Source organism: Streptacidiphilus sp. P02-A3a (assembly GCF_014084105.1).
Lineage (GTDB): Bacteria > Actinomycetota > Actinomycetes > Streptomycetales > Streptomycetaceae > Streptacidiphilus.
Map to the genome: position 1 here is coordinate 5,357,395 of NZ_CP048289.1, position 19,530 is coordinate 5,376,924.

Annotated in this window: 20 protein-coding genes; 11 read left to right on the plus strand and 9 right to left on the minus strand. The window is 72.4% G+C overall.

Features of this window, described 5'->3' with window-relative positions; all coding sequences use genetic code 11:
* Nucleotides 1-22: 22 nt before the first annotated feature.
* Entirely contained in the window at nucleotides 23-751 is a 729-nt protein-coding gene (locus GXP74_RS23080; protein WP_182453152.1) for a bifunctional 2-polyprenyl-6-hydroxyphenol methylase/3-demethylubiquinol 3-O-methyltransferase UbiG, read from the minus strand.
* Nucleotides 752-924: 173 nt separating this feature from the next.
* Here GXP74_RS23080 and GXP74_RS23085 point away from each other — a divergent pair, with 173 nt between their 5' ends.
* From GXP74_RS23085 to GXP74_RS23105, 5 genes are all read left to right on the plus strand, one after another.
* Nucleotides 925-1,407, plus strand: coding sequence for a peroxiredoxin (locus GXP74_RS23085; RefSeq protein ID WP_182453153.1), 483 nt, complete (start codon nucleotides 925-927; stop codon nucleotides 1,405-1,407).
* Nucleotides 1,408-1,976: 569 nt separating this feature from the next.
* Nucleotides 1,977-2,729 (plus strand): lytic transglycosylase domain-containing protein, encoded by a 753-nt coding sequence (locus GXP74_RS41620; protein WP_182453154.1) that lies wholly within the window; start codon nucleotides 1,977-1,979, stop codon nucleotides 2,727-2,729.
* A gap of 201 nt (nucleotides 2,730-2,930) precedes the next feature.
* The gene (locus GXP74_RS23095; protein ID WP_182456581.1) at nucleotides 2,931-3,590 is read left to right on the plus strand and encodes a lysophospholipid acyltransferase family protein; all 660 of its coding nucleotides are present in this window, start codon (nucleotides 2,931-2,933) and stop codon (nucleotides 3,588-3,590) included.
* A 206-nt stretch (nucleotides 3,591-3,796) separates the two neighbouring features.
* A complete protein-coding gene (locus GXP74_RS23100) occupies nucleotides 3,797-4,546 on the plus strand; it encodes a dienelactone hydrolase family protein (RefSeq protein ID WP_182453155.1) in 750 nt (249 codons plus the stop codon).
* A 226-nt stretch (nucleotides 4,547-4,772) separates the two neighbouring features.
* Nucleotides 4,773-5,864 (plus strand): 3D domain-containing protein, encoded by a 1,092-nt coding sequence (locus tag GXP74_RS23105; protein WP_182453156.1) that lies wholly within the window; start codon nucleotides 4,773-4,775, stop codon nucleotides 5,862-5,864.
* A gap of 82 nt (nucleotides 5,865-5,946) precedes the next feature.
* On the opposite strand, the gene GXP74_RS23110 is transcribed toward GXP74_RS23105, so the two are convergent.
* Nucleotides 5,947-6,540 (minus strand): hypothetical protein, encoded by a 594-nt coding sequence (locus tag GXP74_RS23110; protein ID WP_182453157.1) that lies wholly within the window; start codon nucleotides 6,538-6,540, stop codon nucleotides 5,947-5,949.
* Nucleotides 6,541-6,878: 338 nt separating this feature from the next.
* On the opposite strand from GXP74_RS23110, the gene GXP74_RS23115 reads away from it, so the two are divergent.
* The 3 genes from GXP74_RS23115 to GXP74_RS23125 are packed head-to-tail and all read left to right on the plus strand — an operon-like array spanning nucleotide 6,879 to nucleotide 8,807.
* The gene (locus GXP74_RS23115) at nucleotides 6,879-7,337 is read left to right on the plus strand and encodes an STAS domain-containing protein (protein WP_182453158.1); all 459 of its coding nucleotides are present in this window, start codon (nucleotides 6,879-6,881) and stop codon (nucleotides 7,335-7,337) included.
* Nucleotides 7,327-8,073 (plus strand): ANTAR domain-containing protein, encoded by a 747-nt coding sequence (locus tag GXP74_RS23120; protein WP_182453159.1) that lies wholly within the window; start codon nucleotides 7,327-7,329, stop codon nucleotides 8,071-8,073. The genes GXP74_RS23115 and GXP74_RS23120 overlap by 11 nt, the downstream gene beginning before the upstream one ends.
* On the plus strand, nucleotides 8,070-8,807 hold the full coding sequence (locus GXP74_RS23125; RefSeq protein WP_182453160.1) for a GAF domain-containing protein: 738 nt from the start codon (nucleotides 8,070-8,072) through the stop codon (nucleotides 8,805-8,807). The genes GXP74_RS23120 and GXP74_RS23125 overlap by 4 nt, the downstream gene beginning before the upstream one ends.
* Before the next feature lie 5 nt (nucleotides 8,808-8,812).
* On the opposite strand, the gene GXP74_RS23130 is transcribed toward GXP74_RS23125, so the two are convergent.
* Together GXP74_RS23130 and GXP74_RS23135 are read right to left on the minus strand one after the other, a co-directional pair.
* Nucleotides 8,813-9,067 carry a hypothetical protein gene (locus tag GXP74_RS23130; protein WP_182453161.1) on the minus strand — a complete coding sequence of 85 codons (255 nt, stop codon included), beginning with the start codon at nucleotides 9,065-9,067 and terminating at the stop codon, nucleotides 8,813-8,815.
* 309 nt (nucleotides 9,068-9,376) lie between these two features.
* On the minus strand, nucleotides 9,377-9,643 hold the full coding sequence (locus GXP74_RS23135; protein WP_182453162.1) for a hypothetical protein: 267 nt from the start codon (nucleotides 9,641-9,643) through the stop codon (nucleotides 9,377-9,379).
* A gap of 208 nt (nucleotides 9,644-9,851) precedes the next feature.
* Here GXP74_RS23135 and GXP74_RS23140 point away from each other — a divergent pair, with 208 nt between their 5' ends.
* Both GXP74_RS23140 and GXP74_RS23145 read left to right on the plus strand, forming a co-directional pair.
* The gene (locus GXP74_RS23140) at nucleotides 9,852-12,074 is read left to right on the plus strand and encodes a catalase (RefSeq protein ID WP_225448666.1); all 2,223 of its coding nucleotides are present in this window, start codon (nucleotides 9,852-9,854) and stop codon (nucleotides 12,072-12,074) included.
* Between the two features lie 26 nt (nucleotides 12,075-12,100).
* Nucleotides 12,101-12,469, plus strand: a complete 369-nt coding sequence (locus tag GXP74_RS23145; RefSeq protein ID WP_182453164.1) for a low affinity iron permease family protein — start codon at nucleotides 12,101-12,103, stop codon at nucleotides 12,467-12,469.
* Between the two features lie 54 nt (nucleotides 12,470-12,523).
* Here GXP74_RS23145 and GXP74_RS23150 read toward each other — a convergent pair whose 3' ends face one another.
* From GXP74_RS23150 to GXP74_RS23160, 3 genes are all read right to left on the minus strand, one after another.
* Entirely contained in the window at nucleotides 12,524-12,877 is a 354-nt protein-coding gene (locus tag GXP74_RS23150; protein ID WP_182453165.1) for a UBP-type zinc finger domain-containing protein, read from the minus strand.
* A gap of 80 nt (nucleotides 12,878-12,957) precedes the next feature.
* Nucleotides 12,958-13,902, minus strand: coding sequence for a DUF5996 family protein (locus GXP74_RS23155; RefSeq protein ID WP_182453166.1), 945 nt, complete (start codon nucleotides 13,900-13,902; stop codon nucleotides 12,958-12,960).
* A gap of 164 nt (nucleotides 13,903-14,066) precedes the next feature.
* Nucleotides 14,067-15,680 carry a cellulose binding domain-containing protein gene (locus GXP74_RS23160; protein ID WP_182453167.1) on the minus strand — a complete coding sequence of 538 codons (1,614 nt, stop codon included), beginning with the start codon at nucleotides 15,678-15,680 and terminating at the stop codon, nucleotides 14,067-14,069.
* Between the two features lie 312 nt (nucleotides 15,681-15,992).
* On the opposite strand from GXP74_RS23160, the gene GXP74_RS23165 reads away from it, so the two are divergent.
* A complete protein-coding gene (locus GXP74_RS23165; protein WP_182453168.1) occupies nucleotides 15,993-17,762 on the plus strand; it encodes an ABC transporter ATP-binding protein in 1,770 nt (589 codons plus the stop codon).
* 35 nt (nucleotides 17,763-17,797) lie between these two features.
* Here the strand turns inward: GXP74_RS23165 and GXP74_RS23170 are convergent, their stop codons facing one another.
* Complete coding sequence (locus GXP74_RS23170; protein WP_182453169.1) at nucleotides 17,798-18,139, minus strand: STAS domain-containing protein; 342 nt, start codon at nucleotides 18,137-18,139, stop codon at nucleotides 17,798-17,800.
* 100 nt (nucleotides 18,140-18,239) lie between these two features.
* Nucleotides 18,240-19,406 carry a nitric oxide synthase oxygenase gene (locus GXP74_RS23175; protein WP_225448126.1) on the minus strand — a complete coding sequence of 389 codons (1,167 nt, stop codon included), beginning with the start codon at nucleotides 19,404-19,406 and terminating at the stop codon, nucleotides 18,240-18,242.
* Nucleotides 19,407-19,530 lie beyond the last annotated feature (124 nt).

The window sequence follows — 19,530 nt, forward strand, 5'->3', positions numbered from 1 at the left end:
TCGACCGGGCCGGGGACACCGGTCACCGCGGCCGCCGGGCGAGAAAGACGAACTCCCGGCCGGGCCGGTCCGGTGCGTCACGGACCTCCCGCACCGTGTAGCCCGCGTCGAGCAGGTCCGCCTCGACCTCGTCGCGCTCACGGAAGCGCAGCGTCGACACCGAGGTCAGCACCGCACCGTCGGAGGGGAAGACGAAGGTCCAGGCGAAGGTCACCAGCGGCCCGCTGACATCGAGCAGATCCACCCAGCTCTCCACCGCGCCCTCCCCCGGTAGCTCGGAGACCTGATGGCTGGCGGCCCGGTTCCACCGCTCCCAGGCGCACCCGGCCGGAACACGGGTCTCGAACACCAGCTGCCCGCCGGGCCGCAGCGCGGCGTGGACCGCGCGCAGCGTGCCCTGCCAGTCGCCGGGATCGATGATCGCCTGCGCCACGTTGGCGGTCATGGTGGCGAGGTCGACCCGCATCGGCGGCAGCGCGGTCGCGTAGCCGTGGTTCCAGCGCACCCGCTCGCTGCCCGGCTTCGCCCGCGCGACGTCCAACGAGGGACCGGCCGGTTCGACGGCGGTGACCTCGATCCCCCGCCCGGCCAGCAGCAGCGCGAAGGTACCGGTCCCGCACCCGACGTCCAGCACGCTGCGGGCACCGAACTCCTCGGCGATGGCGAGGTAGGCGTCGAGGTCGCTCCGGTCGGGGTCGTGGGCGTCGTAGACGGCGGCCAGTCGCGGGTGCTCGAAGATGTCGTCAGGCATGCGGCTCACGGTACGTCGGGGCGGCGGGCGGCGCGATCGACTTGTCACCGGCGGGAATGCGCCCCGGTGTGGCGGTGTCCGCCCGGACTGGGCGGAAAGGCGGTATCACTGGGACCGACAGAGAACAGAGAGCAGTCCCGGCTCCGGCCGGTTCGTCGCGAGGAGTGGCCACCATGTCCAAGTCGCCCGCAGTCGGTCAACCGGCACCGGACTTCACCCTGCCGTCGGTACAGCTGGCCGACGGCGAATGGGTCCGCCGCGACCGCACGCTGTCGCAGGAGCTCGGGCACCCGGTCGTCCTGGCGTTCTACCCGGGCGACGACACGGCGGTCTGCACCAAGCAGCTCTGCTCCTACTCCTCCGGCCTGGAGGCCTTCACCGAACTCGGCGCGACCGTCTGGGGCATCAGCACCCAGGGCCTGGACAGCCACGAGAGCTTCGCCCGCAAGTACGACCTGCGGATGCCGCTGCTCGCCGACACCGGCCGGGAGGCGGTGAACGCCTACGGCATCGCGCTCGGCGGCCTGGTCCGGCGCTCCGTGTTCATCGTCGACGCCGAGGGCGTGCTCCGCTGGAAGCACGTGGCCGCGGTCGGGCTGACCTTCCGCGACATTCCCACGCTGACCGCGCAGCTGGCGGCGCTGGGACAGGGCTGAGCGGCGCGGACGCTCACCACGGGGAGCGCACCGGTGACAGTCCGTCGATCCCAGGCCCCTCGGCGGGTACTCCGGACCGCCCCGGACAGGCGCCGAACCAGGTCTCTACCCAGTGGTTTTCCGGCCGAAACGGGCCGAAACGGCGGTTCGCGGGTGATGGCCGCCACACGCCGCGCGGCGACTACTAGGGCCGGTAGTCGACCGCGCGGCGGCCTCCCGGGCGGTCCGGGCCGGGGTCTCCCGGCCCCCGCGCCGAGCGCCCGGGCGGGGGCGGACGGCGGCCGGGAGCCGTTGGCCGAGAGCGGCGCGAACACCGTTCGAATACGGAACCGGTTAGTACATGGGGGCCTTGGCCGGCGCCGTCGCACCGGCTAACAATGGCTGAGTCATCCGGCGCAGCGGCCCTGTCCGCCACCGCGTCGGCCCCCTGGCACTCACCCGCAAGCGGCGTGCCCGTGCCTGCCCCTGAGGTGGCCGCTCCCCCTGTCCGGGAGCCGCCGGAAGCCCGACGGCAAGCACCCGTCAACCGATTGAGGTCGTACTCTCCCATGTCCCGTATCTCTTCCCGCATGCGTGTTTCCGCCATCCTGGTCGCCGCTGCCAGCCTCACCTCCGTGGGCGGCTTCGCCGCCAGCGCGAACGCGGCCACCCCGGTCACCGCCGTCCACCAGGCCGTCCAGGCCGCGCCGGTGAGCTACACCGACCAGGCCGTCACCTCGGCCGCGCACCTCGCCTACCTCAACCAGGAGGCCGCGTCGGCCGCGCAGCAGGCCTACAACGCGGCCACCGGCGGCTCCGGCTCGACCAGCTCGGCCGCCGCCCCGGCGAGCGCCGCCACCACCTCCACCGTGGCCACCGCCCCTGCCGCCTCCGCGCAGCAGAACAGCGACGCGTCCTCGGCCGCGCAGAACGCCTACAACTCGGCGACCGCGAGCACCAACGCGAGCACCAACGCGAGCACCTCCACCAGCTCCGCCACCACCGGCAGCACCCAGAGCACCAGCTCCACCACCGCCACCGCCTCGGCCACCACCTCCGGCGACCCGCAGGCGATCGCGGCCTCCATCGTCCCGGCCGACCAGCTGGCCTCCTTCGACGAGATCATCTCGCACGAGAGCGGCTGGAACGTCACCGCCGTCAACCCGTCCTCCGGCGCCTACGGCCTGGCCCAGGCCCTGCCCGGCAGCAAGATGGCCTCGGTCGGCGCCGACTGGCAGACCGACGCCACCACCCAGATCACCTGGGCCCTGCAGTACATGGACTCCACCTACGGCAGCCCGAACCAGGCCTGGGCCTTCTGGCAGGCCAACAACTGGTACTGAGCCACCCGAACCAACCCCGCGGCGCCCAGGCACCGGACAGGGGAGCACTGCGGCGAGCACCACCCCAGGGGCCCGGCACACACCTCGTGTGCCGGGCCCCTGCCCGTCGTGGCGGCGGGCGTCGATGCCGTCGCTGACCCGCCGTCAAGATGAGTATCCGTACTCATGCCCGCGACCGCGCGGCAGGTGCACGATGCGGGCATGCTCAGTCATATCGCGCTGCGGGTGGTGCCCGTGCTCGGGCACTTGGACGTCACTGCCGACGAGACCGACGGTCCGCAGCCCGGCAGTATCGTCGTGGCCAACCACAGCTCGCTGATCGATCCGGGCGTGGTACTGGCGGCGCTGGCCCGGCGGCGGGTCGACCGGCCGATCGTCCTGGCCGCCGCGGGGCTGTGGCGGATACCGCTGCTCCGTTCCCGACTGCGGGCCGAGGGGCACGTCCCGGTGTACCGGGGCAGCACCAGGGCGGCCGAGGCGCTGGACCTGGCCGCCGAGGCGCTGGCCCGCGGGCAGATCGTGGTGATCTACCCGGAGGGGCGGATTCCGGTGCGCCGCGACTCCGGTGACCGCACCCCGGAGGACTTCCGTACCGGGGTGGCCCGGCTGGCGCTGGCCACCGGCGCGCCGGTGGTGCCGCTGGGGCAGGTCGGTGCCCGGCGGATCACCTCCGGCAGCCGCGGCAAGCAGCTCGCCGGGCTGTTCACCTCGCCGCTGCGGCGCCCCCGGCTGCACGTCCACCTGGGTGCGCCGATCCGGCTGACCGGATCCACCGCCGAGGCCACCGCCCAGGCCCACGCCGCGTTGACCGCCGCCTGGCGGACGGCGGCGTCCCTGGTCCGGAGCCGGGGGCAGGGGTGACTCGGCGCTCCCCGGTGGGCTAGGGTGCGGCCATGACTACCGGGACGGCTTCGCGCCACTCACGGATGGGTGACCCGGCGCTCCACTGAGCGCCGTACGGGCCGATGCGGGCCCGCTGTCCGGTCGGGGACCCGGCGCCGTCGCGCGGGCTCCGCCCCCGTCGTGTTGATCACACGCTCATCGGATCAACCACGACTGGAGAACTCATGACCGTCAAGACCCTGCACATCCCCACCGCCGACGGCAGCGCCGACGCCTTCGCCGCCTTCCCCGAGGGTGGCGGGCAGCACCCCGGGGTGCTGCTGTACATGGACATCTTCGGCCTGCGGCCGGTGCTGGAGCAGCGGGCCCGCGAGCTGGCCGGGCACGGCTACTACGTGCTCGTCCCCAACGTCTTCTACCGGCACGGTCCGGCGCCGCTGGTCGAGCTGCCCGAGTACATCGGGGAGCAGGACCGGCCCGCGGTCGTCGCCCAGCTGCTGCCGCTGGTCAAGGCGCACCCCACCGAACTGGCGCTCCGCGACGCCGACGCCTACCTGGACTTCCTCACCGCCCAGCCCGAGGTCAGCGCCGGTCCGGTCGGGGTGACCGGCTACTGCATGGGCGCCGTGCTGGCACTGCGCACCGCGGCGACCCACCCCGACCGGGTGGCCGCCGTCGCCGGATTCCACCCCGGCAACCTGATCTCCGACGCGCCCGACAGCCCGCACCTGCTGATCCCCGGGCTCACCGCCGCGGTCCACATCGGCCACGCCGAGACGGACATGAAGCCCGAGGCGGTCGGTGAGCTCAACCGGGCACTGGACGCCGCGGGCGTCGACTACACCTCGGAGAGCTACCCCGGCACCGTCCACGGCTTCACCATGCCCGACACCGCCGCCTTCAGCCCCTCCGGCCTCCAGCGGCACTGGGACCGGCTGCTGCCCCTGCTCGACCACGCCCTGGGCACCAGCTGAGACTCCCCTGGGTGGGGGCGGGCTCCGCGCCCACCCCCACCCAGGCATCGGTCTGGACGTTATTGGTCTAGACCCCTTGACTGACACTCAGGGGGTCCGGTTCACTGTGCCGCAGACCCGAAGGTGCCACGCCAGGTCACCCCACGGTCTCCCCCACACCCCCACCCAGTAAGGAAGCAGCACGATGCCTCCGCTCCCCAGAAGAGTGCGTTTACTGTTCGCCACGATGGCCACGGCCGCCGTCGCCCTCTGCACCCTGCTCCTCGGTGCCCCCGCTCCGGCCAACGCCGCGGCCACGCAGCAGGTCCAGGCAGCGAGCACGCTCCCCGCCTGTCCCTTCTGGGCCGCCGGGATCACGCCGCCGGCGCGCACCACCACCCCGTGGGTGCCGCCGCTGCAGACCTCACCCGCCGTCAACTTCACTACCCGGCCTGCCGCCCCCACGATCACCGGTTCGCTGGTGAACGGGCAGGTCACCATCACCGTCAGCCCGGTGGCGAACGCGGTGGCCTACAAGGTATGGCGTGACGGCGTCGACATCGGCTACATCAGCTACTGGGGCCAGACCACCCCGCTCACCGTCACCGACACGTCCCCCTGCCAGGGCGCGTACTACGACGTCGTGGCGATGTACGACACCAGCAACTCGGACGCCTCGCTCGGCCAGCTCTCGGTTCCCTACTGGCTCGGCGCGAACGGGACGCTCGCCACCGGCGCGGGCAACGCGGCGGTCGGGACGCAGATCCCGATGATGCTCACCTCGTACGACAACACCGGCCAGACCGCCTCCGGCTACAACGCCCAACTCGGCGTCTGCGCAACCGATCCACGGGTGATCCCGTGGGGCACGTACATCTCCGTGCCGAACTACGGGACCTGCTACGCCGGTGACCTCGGCACCTGGATCCAGAACGACACCGTCGACCTCTGGCTGCCCGATGCCCAGGCGAACAACTGGGGCGTACAGAACGAGACGATCACCATCATCGCCGATCCGTACTCCAGCGGCGGCTCGCCGACCGCCACCCCCACACCCACCCCGACGCCCACGGCCAGCGCGTCGCCGTCGACCTCCCCGACGCCGACGCCGACCGCTACTCCGACCGCGAGCCCGACGGCGTCCCCCACGCCCACCGCCTCGCCGACGAGCAGCGGGACCTGCGCGGCGGCGTGGAGCACGGCCACCTCGTACACCACGGGTGCGATCGTCTCCTACGACGGGGACAACTACACGGCGACCTACGGCTCAACCGACGCGGTGCCCAACGCCGCGACGTCCTGGGCCGTCTGGAAGTCGGACGGCGCCTGCACCACCTAGCAGGCCGCTGACCACGGGTCGGCCCCACCGCGCGAGCGGCGGGGCCGACCTCGTTCCCACCGACCGGCCGCCGCGCTGGTCATCAGCTGGAACAGGCCGCACCGCCGAGCCCGCCGGAGCCACCGGTACCGTCGGCGGCTCCGGGCGCGCCGGGCGCGCCGGGGTTGCGGCCATCGCACCCGGAGCCGCCGTTGCCACCGCCGCCGCCGGAGGCACCGGCTCCGCCCCCTCCGCCGACACCCCCGGTCCCGCCGGCTCCGGTCCCGCCGCTGTCGCCGCCGTTGCCGCCGTGACCGCCGGTGGCGCTGCTGCCGGTGGCGCCGCCGACGCCCCCGGCACCCCCGGCGCCCCCGGTCCCGCCGCTGGCTCCGCCGTAGCCCTTGCCGGCGTCGCCGCCGTTGCCCGCCCGGCCGCCGTCGCCGCTACCGACCCCGGCCCCGCCGGCTCCGCCGACGCCCCCGGCACCTCCGGCACCGGAGGGGGAGGTGGCGTCCCCGCCGTGCCCGCCGGACGTCCCGGCGACCCCGTTCCCGTTCGGGGCGGTGCCTGCGGCGCCCGCCACGCCCGCGCCGCCCGCCGCGCCCGCGTCGGCGTGTGCGGGGGTGCCGAGGGTGAGGACCGCGACGGTGATGAGGGCGGGTACACCCAACAGGGCGGTGAGGCGTTGTCTGTTCACGAGGGAGTCTCCTTTTGATCGCATGGCGTTGGTATGGGCGGCACCGGGGCACAGCCCGGGCCGGTCCCCTTCGCCGGGAGCCGACCTGGCTCGCATTCAGAAGATCACCGAAGCACCGCCGCCGCTCGCTCAGCGTTGGGCTGTCGGTCCGGCCCCGCGAACTGAAAGGATGCCCGGACCAGGCGCCGCGCCGGGACTTTCAGGACTACTGTCACAGGTAGGCAGTCGTCCCCCGACGGGGACGGCCGATCCCGCATGGAGAGACGACCGCTTCGGCGGTGGTGGTCCTGCTGCCCCTGACCCCGGCCGCGTTACAGACGAGCGCCTAGGAGTCGCGGATGCAGAACACCCGACCGAACGCAACCCTCGGCCCCGAGGGACCGTGGTCCCCGCAGACGGGGACCACGGGCACGGTCCTGAACGTCAGCCGTCGCGACCACCGGAGCGGGACCTGGCTCGCGCCGGCGGGTGAGATCGACATGGACTCGGTCCCGCGCCTGCGCGAGGCCGTGCACCAGTGTCTGCGCCAGGGGGTGCGCACTCTCGTGCTGGACCTGGCAGCGGTCACGTTCTGCGACGCCAGCGGGCTGAACGTGCTCCTGGAGCTCTCCAGGCACACCCGTGCGGCCGGAGGGCGGCTCCGCTTGGAGCACCCGTCCCCGATGCTGACCCGCATGCTCGTGCTGACCGACACCCACCAGCTCCTCGTGCCCTCGGCGCCCTGCCCCCGCGCGGAGGGCGGGGCGCACCGCTGGTTCCGGGTCCTGTGCTCGACCGGGGTACCGGATGATCAGTGACCGCATGGCGCAGGTGCTGCGCCTGCTGCGGCCCGGCCAGGGCTCCGGCGACGGTGCGGCCCTCGCGGCGGCGGGCGCCGCCGCGCTGGGCGTGGACGGGCTGGCCGTGTCCCTCGCCATCAGCGGTGACCTCACCGAGCTCTGGTGGTGTTCGACCCCGTCCAGCCGCCGCTTCGAGGACCTCCAGTTGACGGTCGGCGAAGGCCCCGGGCGCGACGCGGCCCGCACCGGCGCGATGGTGTGGGCGCCGGATCTGGACCTGGTCCGACCCGGACGCTGGCCGGCCCTGAGCGCCGAGTTTCCCGCGCTCGGGGTCCGCGCGGTGTTCTGCTTCCCCCTGGGTGTCGGCGCGGCCCGCGTCGGTGTCCTGACCGCGGTACGCGACACCGCGGGTCCGCTCAGCCCCCAGCAGGCCGACGACGGGCTGGTCCTGGCCGACGCTCTGACCGCGCACTTCCTGGGCGGCGGCGAACCACCGGGCCAGGACCTGGATCCGGCGCAGGCACAGCAGTGCCTCCAGCACGCGGTGGTCTACCAGGCCACTGGCATGGTCAGCGTCCAACTCGCCGTCACACTGCCCCAGGCCCTGCTGCGGCTGCGCGCTCACGCCTACAGCAGCGGACGCTCCATCACCGACATCTGCCACGACGTGGTGGCCCGGCGCCTGCGCCTGAATCCGAACGGCAACGGCAACAACCCGTTCCCGCCCCCGTCGACAAGGACTGATTCACCATGAACCGAGAGCAGCAGATCACCGAGGTCTTCGTGGAGGTCGCCGACTCCCTGATCGACGACTTCGACGTCATCGACTTCCTCCAGCAGTTCTCCGTGCGCTGCATGGAACTCCTGGACGTCGACGCGGTCGGCGTCATGCTGGCCGACCAGCACGACAACCTGCGGGTCCTGGCCGCCTCGGACGAGCACACCCGACTCCTGGAGCTCTTCGCCCTGCAGCACGACCAGGGCCCCTGCGTGGAGTGCTACCGAACCGGCCGATCCCGCACCGACATCGACCTCACCGACCCCAGGACCACCCGCGGCTGGCCGCAGTTCGCCCCCCGCGCCCGGTCAGCCGGGTTCGTGGCCGCCAACGTCATCCCGTTGCGCCTGCGCGGCCGGGTCATCGGCGTCCTGGGCCTGTTCCAGACCACCCCCGCGGTCCTGAGCCCCGCGGACACCGTCCTGGCCCAGGCGCTGGCGGACATGGCCACCATCGCGGTGCTCCAGCAGCGGACCCTGGACCACAGCGAGGTCGAGCGCGCCCAGCTCCAGTACGCGCTGACCAGCCGCATCGTGCTGGAACAGGTCAAGGGCATCCTCGCGGAACGCTGGAACCTCTCGGTCGACGACGCCTTCGCCGCCTTCCGGGCCTACGCCCGCGCCAACCACTACAAACTCGCCCAGCTGGCCCGCGAGATCGCCGACGGGACCTTCGACACCACCCGGATCCCCCACAAACCCCACCCCTGACCGCTTCAGAAGAGGTACCCGCAGTCGTGAAGGGCCCGTCCCAGGACGATGCCGGCCATGCTGTTCGCCGCCATCTGGTCGCTGCCCCGCACCGTGCAGGCGAAGGTGTACGCGGGCGGCTCGGGGTCCGGCGTGAAGCTGAGGGTCCCCGCGTCGACCTTGGCCCCGTGGGTGACGAGCGCCGACTCGATCCGGGTGATCCCCTCGGCGTCCAGCGCCTGGGGGAACGTGAAGCTGCTCCTACCCGTGAACTCAGCCACGGCGACGGCTCCGCACGGCGTCTGGTCTCATGGTCGAACCTCCATCGATGGAGCGGTTGCCGGACTCCCTACCGCGTACCCGCGATTCGCCCGGCCAGGCACCCGGGTGGTCGGCTCCGGAAACCGTCATCCGGATGGCGCTGGGACTGATCGGCGCCTTCGTCCTCGGATCTCGGCGGAAGGAGAAGGAGCCGCCGCCCCTCCCCTCGCCCGGCCGACAGCCGGAGCGTCCCGGGGCGCCGACCGCCGACCAGTCGCCGCGTCCCGGCACCGGATCGTGGTCGACACCGCCGTCCACACCGGGCCGCCCTAGCCCCAGTAGCCGGGGCCTCCGCCGCGCCAGTGGATCCGCAGCTCGGCCGCCGTCAGGTCGGCGATTCCGCCGATCCGGCACATCCGCTCCACGTCCCCGGCGCACCGGGCTGATCCCACGACACTGCCCCCCAGTTCGACACTGCGGAACGGCGCGCTGCGCCCGTCGATCGAGTGCACCACGGGGTGTATGACGACGTCGGCGTCGATCTCCGTGGGTCGGCGGGTGGCTCGGCGGCGGTGGACCAGGGCGGTGACTGTCATGCGGTGCTCCTGCCCCTGGGCTCGGCCCGCAAGCGCCTGTGCGCCCCGGCGCATGTGGTTTCGGATGTTTTAGGACGGTTACACGCTTGGAACCGCATGCTTCGCTTGGAACCGCATGCTTCGTTCGACGTCCGGAGGAACAGTGGCCCAGTCCAAGGACAAGCCCAAGACCAGCGAGGCCGATCCGGCCGCCCGTAAGGGGGCACAGGTGGTTCCCGAGCTTCCGGGCGCGCCGGTTCTGGGCACGGTCCCGTCCGAGGAGCCCACCCAGCCGACGGGTCCGCTGCCGCCCAAACCGGACCAGCGGGGTCCCGCCGCCGTATCCGCTACCGGGCAGCCGACCCGGGTACCGCCTGCGGAGCGGGCCCAGGCCGGGGACTACCTGACCACCGCGCAGGGGCTGCGGTTGCCGGACACCGACCACTCCCTGAAGGCGGGGCCGCGCGGTCCGGTGCTGCTGCAGGACCACCACCTGCGGGAGAAGATCACCCACTTCGACCACGAGCGCATCCCCGAGCGGGTGGTCCACGCCCGGGGCGCGGCAGCCCACGGCGTGTTCCGCGGCTACGGCACCGCCACAGCGGTGACCAGGGCGGGCTTCCTGGCCGAGGGTGTGGAGACCCCGGTCTTCGTCCGCTTCTCCACGGTCCTGGGCTCGCGCGGTTCGGCTGACACGGTGCGCGACACCCGGGGTTTCGCCACCAAGTTCTACACCGAGCAGGGCGTCTTCGACCTGGTCGGCAACAACATCCCGGTGTTCTTCATCCAGGACGCGATCAAGTTCCCCGACGTCATCCACGCCGGAAAGCCGCACCCGGACCGGGAGATCCCGCAGGCAGCCAGCGCCCACGACACCTTCTGGGACTTCGTGTCGCTGCACACCGAGGCGACCCACCACACCATCTGGAACATGTCCGACCGCGGGCTCCCGCGCTCGTACCGGACCATGGAGGGCTTCGGCATCCACACCTTCCGGCTGGTCAACGAGCAGGGGGGAGCCAGCCTGGTGAAGTTCCACTGGAAGCCCCGGGCCGGGGTCCACTCCCTGGTGTGGGAGGAGGCGCAGCTGATCGCGGGCACCGACCCGGACTTCCACCGCCGGGACCTGGCCGACGCCATCGAGGCCGGAGCGTTCCCGCAGTGGGAGCTCGGCATCCAGGTCTTCCCGGACACCCCCGAGCAGGCCTTCGAGGGCATCGACCTGCTGGACCCGACCAAGCTCGTGCCCGAGGAACTCGCACCGGTACAGCCCATCGGGCTGATGACCCTCAACGCCAATCCGCTCAACTTCTTCGCGGAGACCGAGCAGGTCGCCTTCCACCCCGGCCATCTGGTCCCCGGCATCGACGTCACCGACGACCCGCTGCTCAGCGGTCGGCTCTTCTCCTACCTGGACACCCAGATCAGCCGCCTGGGCGGCCCCAACTTCGCTCAGCTGCCGGTCAACCGCACCCACGCGCCGGTCAACGACGACCTGCGCGACGGCATGCACCAGGCCGCCGTCCACACCGGAGTCGCCCCCTACAAGCCCAACACCCTCGGCGGCGGCTGCCCCTTCGTCGCGGGCGCCGACGTCGGCGGCTACGTGGAGTTCCCGGTACCGGTCGCCGAGGGCGCGGCCAAGGTGCGCCAGGCGCCCGCCTCGTTCGATGACCACTTCAGCCAGGCGCGGCTGTTCTGGCTCAGCCTGAGCCCCGTCGAGCGTGAGCACGTCGTCGCCGCGTACACCTTCGAGCTGAGCAAGTGCACCCAGCGGGTCGTCCAGGAGCGCACCCTGGCGGTGCTGGCGAACATCGACCCCGGGCTGTGCGAGCAGGTCGCCGCAGGGCTCGGACTGCCCGCCCCGGCCACCCGGAAACCACTGGCACGGGTCGAGCCCAGCCCCGCCCTGTCCCAGGTGCGCTCGGGCGAGGGCTGGCCGACGGCGGGCCGGGTCATCGGCGTCATCGCCGACCCCACCACCGACCTCGACAAGCTCCGCGGCCTGCGCCAGGCCGTCCTGGACGCGGACATGGTCCCGCTGGTCATCGCCCCCACCGGCGGCTCCCTCGGCACCGGCGCCGACGCGGTGCCGGTCCAGCGCACGTACGCGAACGCCCGCTCGGTCGAGTTCGACGCCCTGATCCTGACCTGCGCCCCGGCTCCCGGCTCCGACGCCTACGGAGCCCGCGACGCCAGGACCGGAACCACCTCGGCGGCTGAGGCCTCGGTGGACCCGCGGATCGTCCTGATGATCAGCGAGGCCTACCGCCACGCCAAGGCACTGGGCGGCTGGGTCGAGCCGCCGCATGCCCTGGAGGCCGCGGGCTACGTCTACGGCGCCCCTGGCGTGGTGATCGGTGAGGAACCGCGGACCGTCCTCGAAGGCGTCACCGGGCTGCTGGCGCGACACCGCGTCTGGGACCGCTTCCCCGCCGCGATCAGGGAATGAGCCGGAGAAGGCGGTACGCACGTCTCATGACGTTGAAGCACCCCGCCGAGACCAACGGAGGCCGGCGCAGCCACTTCGACCGGCTGGCCGAGCACGCTTCCAACTTCACCAGTTCCCCCGCGTTCTCCCTGTCCTGCCTGATCGTGGTGCTCGGTGTCCTGTGCGTGCACGCCATGCGACTGTCCACCGACACCAAGCTGCTGGCAGGCGACGCCATGACAGCGGTCACCCTGCTCCTGCTGGCCCTGCTGAAGAACTCCGAGCGGCGCTCCGAACGGGCCGTGCAACGCAAGCTCGACGCGATCGCCGCGTCCCTCCTCGAACTCCACGGGGGCCGCGGCGGACCCGTGCAGGAGGACCTGAAGGCGGCGATCAGGATGGAGGACGAGCTCTAGCGGCCGATCCGGGCGGGGATCCGGACCGGGCGGCGGTGATCCGAAGGACCGGCCCTAGTTGAGCAGCCGCTCCCAGTCCTCGGGCACCCTGCCCGCCGGGCCGGGGGCGGGCTGGTCGGCCGGGTGCGCGTGCGGCGGAGCGAGCGCGGGGCCGTCGTAGTACTCCTCGGTCCCGGTGTTCCAGAACCAGTCCTCGCCCGGTTCGAAACTGGTCAGGAAGTCGTGACCGGCCTCGCGGGCGTGCGTGGTGGCGTGCTGGGACGGCGAGGAGTCGCAGCAGCCGATGTGCCCGCAGGCGGCGCAGCGGCGCAGGTGGAACCACCAGCCGCCGCCCGCCAGGCACTCCACGCAGCCGTCACCGCTGGGCGGGACGCTGGGATCGATGCCGGGTATCCGCTGCTCGGCCATGTGCTCTCCTCGTGTGGTCCGGACCGGTTCACTGTCAGCCTGCCCCGGGCGGGTGCCGCCCGCCACCGCCGGGCGGCGGGTCAGCCCCGGGCGGCGGCGCCCAGCCGGGGGTCGGTGACGCCGCCGGGGCACTCCCGGGCCCGCGGCCAGCCGGCCAGCTCCGCGCCCGCCCGGTAGGCGCTGTCCAGGAAGTCCAGCGCGGTCTGCCAGGGGTCCGCCGCCGCCCGGACGTCCTCGTACCCCAGTACCGCCAGGTGGGCGCCCCGGTTGGCGGTCCACGTGGCCGCCGGGGGCCGCAGCGGGCGGTCGGCCAGGCCCGGGGGCTCGGGTGCGGTGTAGGAGTAGAAGGCCGGGGCGGGCACGTTGTCGTCGCCGAACCAGAAGCCCGCGCTGATCACCTCGCGCGAGTACGCCTCGCGGGTGACCGGGTCGGCGTCCGGGGCCGGTTCGACCACGCGGTCCGAGAAGCGGGTGACCGCGAGGTCGAAGGTGTGCCAGAAGTGGTGCACCGGGCTGGTCTTGCCGGAGTAGCCGGCGGCGTGCTGCTCCAGCAGCAGCGCGACCTGGCTGAGGATCACCCAGTACCGGTTGACCGCCGCCGGGTCGTAGCTGTGGTGCTCGTCGTCGTCGGCGAAGGGGCGGGCCGCGTCGGGCAGGTCGTAGGGGTGGCAGAGCGCGGGCTCGACCTCGATCCCGAGGTGGTCCAGGGCGTCCATGGTGTCCTGGTAGAACCGTGCGACGGAGTGCCCGGCGAGCGGGAAGGACTCCTCCCGGCCGGAGAGGGTGCGCAGCACCAGGCGGTGGGCGACCAGGTCGAAGTCGACGCAGAAGGCGTCACCGTCCCCGGTCGGGCCCATCGGGCGGGTGGTGATGCCCTGCCCGGTCAGGTGGAACGGCACGTTCCACCAGTGGTTGCGGCGGGTGCTGCCCGCCAGCCGGAGCTTGCCGACCACCTGCGCGAACCGGTGCAGGGTCTCCTTGGTGTCCCGCCACGACTCCAGCGGCAGAGGGGGGAACAGTTCCACGGTGCTCTCCGGGGTGCGTACGGGCGGACCGGGGTCCGGGCGCGGCCGGGGCGCGGTCCGCCCCGCTGACGCCACCCTCGTCCGACGACAGCGGCCCGGCAACCGCACACGGCTGACCGTGTGCGGTTGCCGGGCCCGGCCCTGGCTGTCAGCGGGGGCGCTGGTCAGCCGGTGTAGCCGGCGAACATCTTGGAGAACTCGTAGGGCGTCTGCGCGATGTTGGTGCACTCGGACAGCCCGCCGGTGCAGGCGTTGGCGTCCCGGGTGACCTCCCAGAAGGACAGCTCGCCGAGGTGCTTCTGCTCGGCGAAGGTGATCAGCTGCTGGGCGTCGGCCAGGCCGAAGACCTCGTCCGTCTGGTCGTTCTGGCCGAGCATCGGGGTGACCCCGACCATGGCCCAGGCCTGGGCGTCGGTCAGGCTGGTCCAGACCGACTTGATCTGGGCCTGGGTGGCCTGCGCGGCGTCGATCGAGTAGGTGCCCATCTGGCCGGCCGGGTTGGGCGCGGTCGAGTCGCCGAAGTCCATGGTCATCACGTTGACCGCGTCCACGACCACGCCGGCCTTCTCGGCGGACTGGAGCGCGTACACGCCGTCGGCGGTCAGGCCGGACGGCAGCACCGGCAGCGTCAGGCTGACCCGCAGGTCCCGGCCCTTGGCCCGCTGCGCGGCCTGGACCTGGGCGATCGCCGCCGAGCGGAGGTCGATCGAGGTGTGGTCCGCGAGCGCGGAGCCCTCGATGTCGAAGTCGATCCGGTCCAGACCGTAGGTGTCCACCACCGACTGGTACTGCGCGGCCAGGGCCGCCTCGGTGGTGCAGGACTGCGCCAGCTCGGTGCCGTTGGCCCCGCCGAAGGACACCCGGACGTCGCCGCCCGCCGCCTGGATCGCCTGGATGTCGGCCTTGTCCCAGCCGGTGGAGACGTTGTAGTCGCCGAACCAGCTGGCGGTGCAGGGGGTGCTGCCGTTGATGACGAACGCCAGCGAGAGCTGCTTGAGCCCGGTCGCCGCCGTGATCGCGGGCAGGCTGGGCGTCGGGTAGGCGCCCATGTCGACGTAGGGGGCGGCCACCCCGGGCAGGGTGCCGCTCCCGGCGACGCCGGTCACCGTGGCCGAGGCCGGGGACTCGTTGCCCGCCGCGTCGAACGCGGTGACGTCGAAGGTGTGGCTGCTGCCCGCGAGCAGGCCGGTGATGTTCGCGGTGGTGCCGGTGACCGTGGCGACCACCGAGCTGCCCTCGTACACGTTGTAGCCGGTGACCCCGACATTGTCGGTGGCGGCCTTCCAGGACAGCGAGATGCTGCCGGGTCCGGTGCCGCTGACGGCCAGGCCGGTCGGGGTGGACGGCGGCGTGGTGTCGGCCGGCAGACCCTGACAGGGCTCGTTGTTGATCAGGCAGTTGGCCGGATCGGTCTGGGTGGCGCCGGAGGAGATGTCCAGGCCGACCACGTCAGCGCTGGCCCCGGGGGCGAGTGGGGTCGCCCAACTGGGCGAGGTGATCGTGTAGTTGCTGCCGGACTGGCTGAGCGTGCCGTTCCAGGCACTGGTGACCGTCTCCCCCGCGGGCAGCGAGAAGGTCAGCGACCAGGTGTTCACCGTGGCCCTGGTGTCATTGGTGATGGTGTAGCTGCCCGAGAAGCCGCCCTGCCAGGTCTGGGTGACCCCGAAGTCGGCGATCAGACCGCTCATCGCGCCGGTGGCGTGGGCGGTGGACGGGAGCAGCAGCGGCGCGGTGATCAGCGCGGCGGCCGTGGTGACATGCAAGGTGAAACGCCTCATGGGCGAGTTCTCCTCGGCTTGGGGCAGCACAGGACTCGTACTGCTGGGCGTGTGGGGGTAGTTGGCCGCGCGGCACCCACACCATGGTCCAGACCAATATCCGGCGTCAAGGGCCCGCCGTCCCAGGGTGGCCGGCTATTGACGGCACATCACCTCCGTTCCCTGGTCACGGCGGGTTCCGCCGGTAATCCCCTTGGAGCGTCGACGGTCCCTCTGGGAGGATCTACGACAGCCTCGGGCCAGGCCTGATCCGGCTGACCGAGGACACGGCACCGTCGCCGCGACCACGCCGCCCGCGCAGGGAGAGTTCCCGTGAAGCCTTCCGCCCATCCGCTGGACCACCGCTACCGGGGCGAGAGCCCGCTGCGGACCCTCGCCTACCTCTACCGGGACGACCGGGGCAGGCTCGCCCTGGGCACCGCCGCCTTCCTGGTCAAGCACAGCCCGACCTGGCTGCTGCCGCTGGTCACCGCGAACGTCATCGACATCGTGGTCGCCCACGGCCCCGGCTCGCAGCTGTGGCTCAACTGCGGTCTGCTGCTGGCACTGCTGCTGCTGAACTTCCCCGGGCAGCTGCTCTACATCCGCTGCTACAGCCGGTCCATCCGCCGGGTCAGCACCGGCCTGCGCTCGGCCATCTGCCGCCGGCTCCAGGACCTCTCCATCGGCTACCACTCGCGGGTCAGCGCGGGGGTGTTGCAGACCAAGGTCATCCGCGATGTCGAGACCATCGAGCAGATGGTCCAGCAGGCCGCCGACGGCGGCCTCTCGGCGTTCAGCAGCCTGTTCGGCGGCCTGCTCATCATCGGCCTGCGCACGCCGGTGTTCCTGCCGGTGTTCCTGGTGGTGGTCCCGGCCGCGGCGGTGCTGGTGATGAGCCTGCGCAAGCGGCTGCGCCAGCAGAACGAGTCCTTCCGGCAGGAGGTCGAGGTGCTGTCCTCCCGCGTCATCGAGATGACCTCGCTGATACCCATCACCCGGGCCCACGGCCTGGAGAAGGACGCGATCCGGCGGGTGGACGGCACGTTGAGCCAGGTGCAGGGGGCCGGGCTGCGGCTGGACCTGCTCAACGGCCGCTTCGGGGCCATGGGCTGGATCACCCTGAACACGCTCGGTGTCGGCTGCCTGGCCGGTTCGGCCTGGCTCGCCTACACCGGTACGTTCGGGGTGACCGCGGGCGACGTGGTGATGCTCAGCGCCTTCTTCACCACCCTGACCGGCGCGGTCACCTCGCTGATCAGCCTGGCCCCGGTGATCAGCAAGGGCCTGGAGTCGGTGCGCTCGGTCGGCGAGGTGCTAGAGGCGCCGGATCTGGAGCACAACGCCGGGAAGGCCGAGGTGGGCGGCGTCGTCGGCGAGATCGCCTTCGAGCGGACCGACTTCGGCTACCCGGGCGCGGACCGGCGCTCGATCCAGGACTTCTCGCTCACCGTCTCCCCCGGTGAGACGGTCGCCCTGGTCGGCCCGTCCGGCGCGGGCAAGTCCACGGTGCTGAACCTCGCCATCGGCTTCCTGCGCCCCGACGGTGGACGGGTACTGCTGGACGGTGTCGACATGGAGACACTGGACCTGCGCACCTTCCGCCGTTTCCTGTCCATCGTGCCGCAGGAGTCCATCCTGTTCGAGGGCAGCATCCGGGAGAACGTCAGCTACGGCATGGACGGCGCGCCGGAGGAGGCGGTGCGGGCCGCCCTGCGCGACGCCAACGCGCTGGAGTTCGTGGACCGGCTCCCGGACGGCATGGACACCGTGGTCGGGGAGCGCGGGGCCCGGCTGTCCGGCGGGCAGAAGCAGCGGCTGGCGATCGCCCGGGCGCTGATCCGCGACCCGCGGGTGCTCGTCCTGGACGAGGCCACCTCGGCCCTGGACACCCGCTCCGAGGCGCTGGTGCAGGAGGCCCTGGCCCGGCTGATGCGCGGCCGGACCACCTTCGTGGTGGCGCACCGGCTGTCGACGATCCGGGGTGCGGACCGCATCGTGGTGCTGGAGGACGGCCGGATCGCCGAGACCGGCTCCCACGACGAGTTGCTCCGCAGGCCGGGCAGCAGCTACGGGCGCCTGCACGGCGCCCAGGCCGGCTGAACACCCGACCTGGCGGGTACCAGCCGACGGAACGGCTAGGGGACGTCCTCGACTCCGGTGCAGTCGAGGACGTCCCACAGTCCGGTCAGCCGCAGCAACCGCCGCAGCCGGGGCCCGACCCGGACCAGGCACAGCGGCACGCCGAAGCCACGGGCCTGCACCCGGGCCCGGATCAGCGCGGTCAGTCCGCTGGAGTCGCAGAAGTTCACCAGGGACACGTCGACGTCGATCCGCCGTACCTGCGGGTCGATCAGGATCTGGGTGACCGCCACCCGCAGTCGCGGGGCCGCCTCCACGTCGAGCTCGCCCGCGAGCAGGACCTCGGCGACGCTGCCGTGCTCCAGGACGACCACGGCCAGCGCCGGATCGGCGTCCATGTGAACCCCCCTGCCTTGATCCGAGGGGCAACAATAGTTGAATGGCCACGGTCATAGTAGTCGGGGGCGGAGATCCGTGCCCCCGACCTCTCCGGAGCCGTCAGCTCGGGTCCCAGCGCCGCGGGTTGTGCACGAACGCGGGACCCCGCTCCGGGCCGCCGGGCGGGTCGTAGTAGCGGTGGAAGACCGGGGTGGCCGAGGCGGAGATCGGCGGGACGATCCAGCTCCAGTCGGCGGCGACCGAGCGGCCGTGCCGGTTCTCGCGCTCGATGTGGTTCAGGAACCGCGCCGACTCGGTGTGGTGGTCGGCCATGGTCACCCCGGCCCGCTGGTAGGAGTGCAGGACGGCCAGGTTGAGCTCGACCAGGGCGCGGTCCTTCCACAGCGTCCGGTCGTCGCCGGTGTCGAGTTGGAACAGCTCGGCGACGGCGGGCAGCAGGTCGTACCGGTCGGTGTCGCCCAGGTTGCGGGCGCCGATCTCGGTGCCCAGGTACCAGCCGTTGAACGGCGCGGTGGGGTAGCTCACGCCGCCGATCTCCAGCGACATGTCGCAGATCGCGGGCACCGCGTACCAGCGCAGGCCGAGTGCGGCGAAGCGGGGCTGGTGCGGATGGGTCAGCGGTATCTCCAGCACCGCCTGCTCCGGCAGTTCGTGGAACCGGGGTTTGCGGCCGGGTGCGGTCTGGGTCAGCAGCGGCAGCACGTCGAAGTCCTTGTCCCCGCCCTTCCAGCCCAGTTCCCGGGCCAGCGCCGTGCGTTGGCGGCTGCGCGGGTCGTCGGCGTAGCGGATCAGCTGCTCGTTCAGCAGCCGGGTGGTCCGCCGGTCCGGCCGGTCCGGCGCGAACACGCTGATCAGCGGGCGGATCCGGCCGCCGTTGGTGGCCAGCCGCAGATGCTCGACGCACTCCTCGGCGACCTCGTCGGAGGTACGCAGGTGCCGCAGGTCGCGCACGGTCATGCTGTTCCAGTAGAGCCGCCCGATGCAGCGGGCCGCGTTGCGCCAGGCGACCCGCGCCCCGAAGGTCAGCTCCGGCGCGGTGTGCTGGTACGTACCGGTGGCGCCGATCTCCGCCCGGACCTCCCGCAGCCGCCGCTCGATCCCGTCCACCCCGGGGTTCTCCCGGGCGAACTGGAGCAGGAAGGCCTGCGCGGCGGACCGGACCGCGTCGGGGGCGGTCTCCCCGGGGACCGCTGCCCGGGGGACCGCTGCTCGGGGGACCGCTGCTCGGGAGCGGGCGAAGGCGGTACGCAGTGGAGGGAACTTCACGGGAGCGTCCTTCCGCTGGGGCGGGCGTGCTGGTGGGAACCCCGGGCCCGGCGGCGGCAGCCGGACCGGGCAGGATTCGCCGACCGTACCCCCGAAGCCGACGGCCTCATCGCAGAAACGTCTT

Bases quoted from the DNA above. Each gene is read 5' to 3' on its own strand.
- GXP74_RS23080 (WP_182453152.1), bottom strand. From the start codon at position 751: ATGCCTGACGACATCTTCGAGCACCCGCGACTGGCCGCCGTCTACGAC.
- GXP74_RS23085 (WP_182453153.1), top strand. From the start codon at position 925: ATGTCCAAGTCGCCCGCAGTCGGTCAACCGGCACCGGACTTCACCCTG.
- GXP74_RS41620 (WP_182453154.1), top strand. From the start codon at position 1,977: ATGCGTGTTTCCGCCATCCTGGTCGCCGCTGCCAGCCTCACCTCCGTG.
- GXP74_RS23095 (WP_182456581.1), top strand. From the start codon at position 2,931: ATGCTCAGTCATATCGCGCTGCGGGTGGTGCCCGTGCTCGGGCACTTG.
- GXP74_RS23100 (WP_182453155.1), top strand. From the start codon at position 3,797: ATGACCGTCAAGACCCTGCACATCCCCACCGCCGACGGCAGCGCCGAC.
- GXP74_RS23105 (WP_182453156.1), top strand. From the start codon at position 4,773: ATGGCCACGGCCGCCGTCGCCCTCTGCACCCTGCTCCTCGGTGCCCCC.
- GXP74_RS23115 (WP_182453158.1), top strand. From the start codon at position 6,879: ATGCAGAACACCCGACCGAACGCAACCCTCGGCCCCGAGGGACCGTGG.
- GXP74_RS23120 (WP_182453159.1), top strand. From the start codon at position 7,327: ATGATCAGTGACCGCATGGCGCAGGTGCTGCGCCTGCTGCGGCCCGGC.
- GXP74_RS23125 (WP_182453160.1), top strand. From the start codon at position 8,070: ATGAACCGAGAGCAGCAGATCACCGAGGTCTTCGTGGAGGTCGCCGAC.
- GXP74_RS23135 (WP_182453162.1), bottom strand. From the start codon at position 9,643: ATGACAGTCACCGCCCTGGTCCACCGCCGCCGAGCCACCCGCCGACCC.
- GXP74_RS23145 (WP_182453164.1), top strand. From the start codon at position 12,101: ATGACGTTGAAGCACCCCGCCGAGACCAACGGAGGCCGGCGCAGCCAC.
- GXP74_RS23150 (WP_182453165.1), bottom strand. From the start codon at position 12,877: ATGGCCGAGCAGCGGATACCCGGCATCGATCCCAGCGTCCCGCCCAGC.
- GXP74_RS23160 (WP_182453167.1), bottom strand. From the start codon at position 15,680: ATGAGGCGTTTCACCTTGCATGTCACCACGGCCGCCGCGCTGATCACC.
- GXP74_RS23170 (WP_182453169.1), bottom strand. From the start codon at position 18,139: ATGGACGCCGATCCGGCGCTGGCCGTGGTCGTCCTGGAGCACGGCAGC.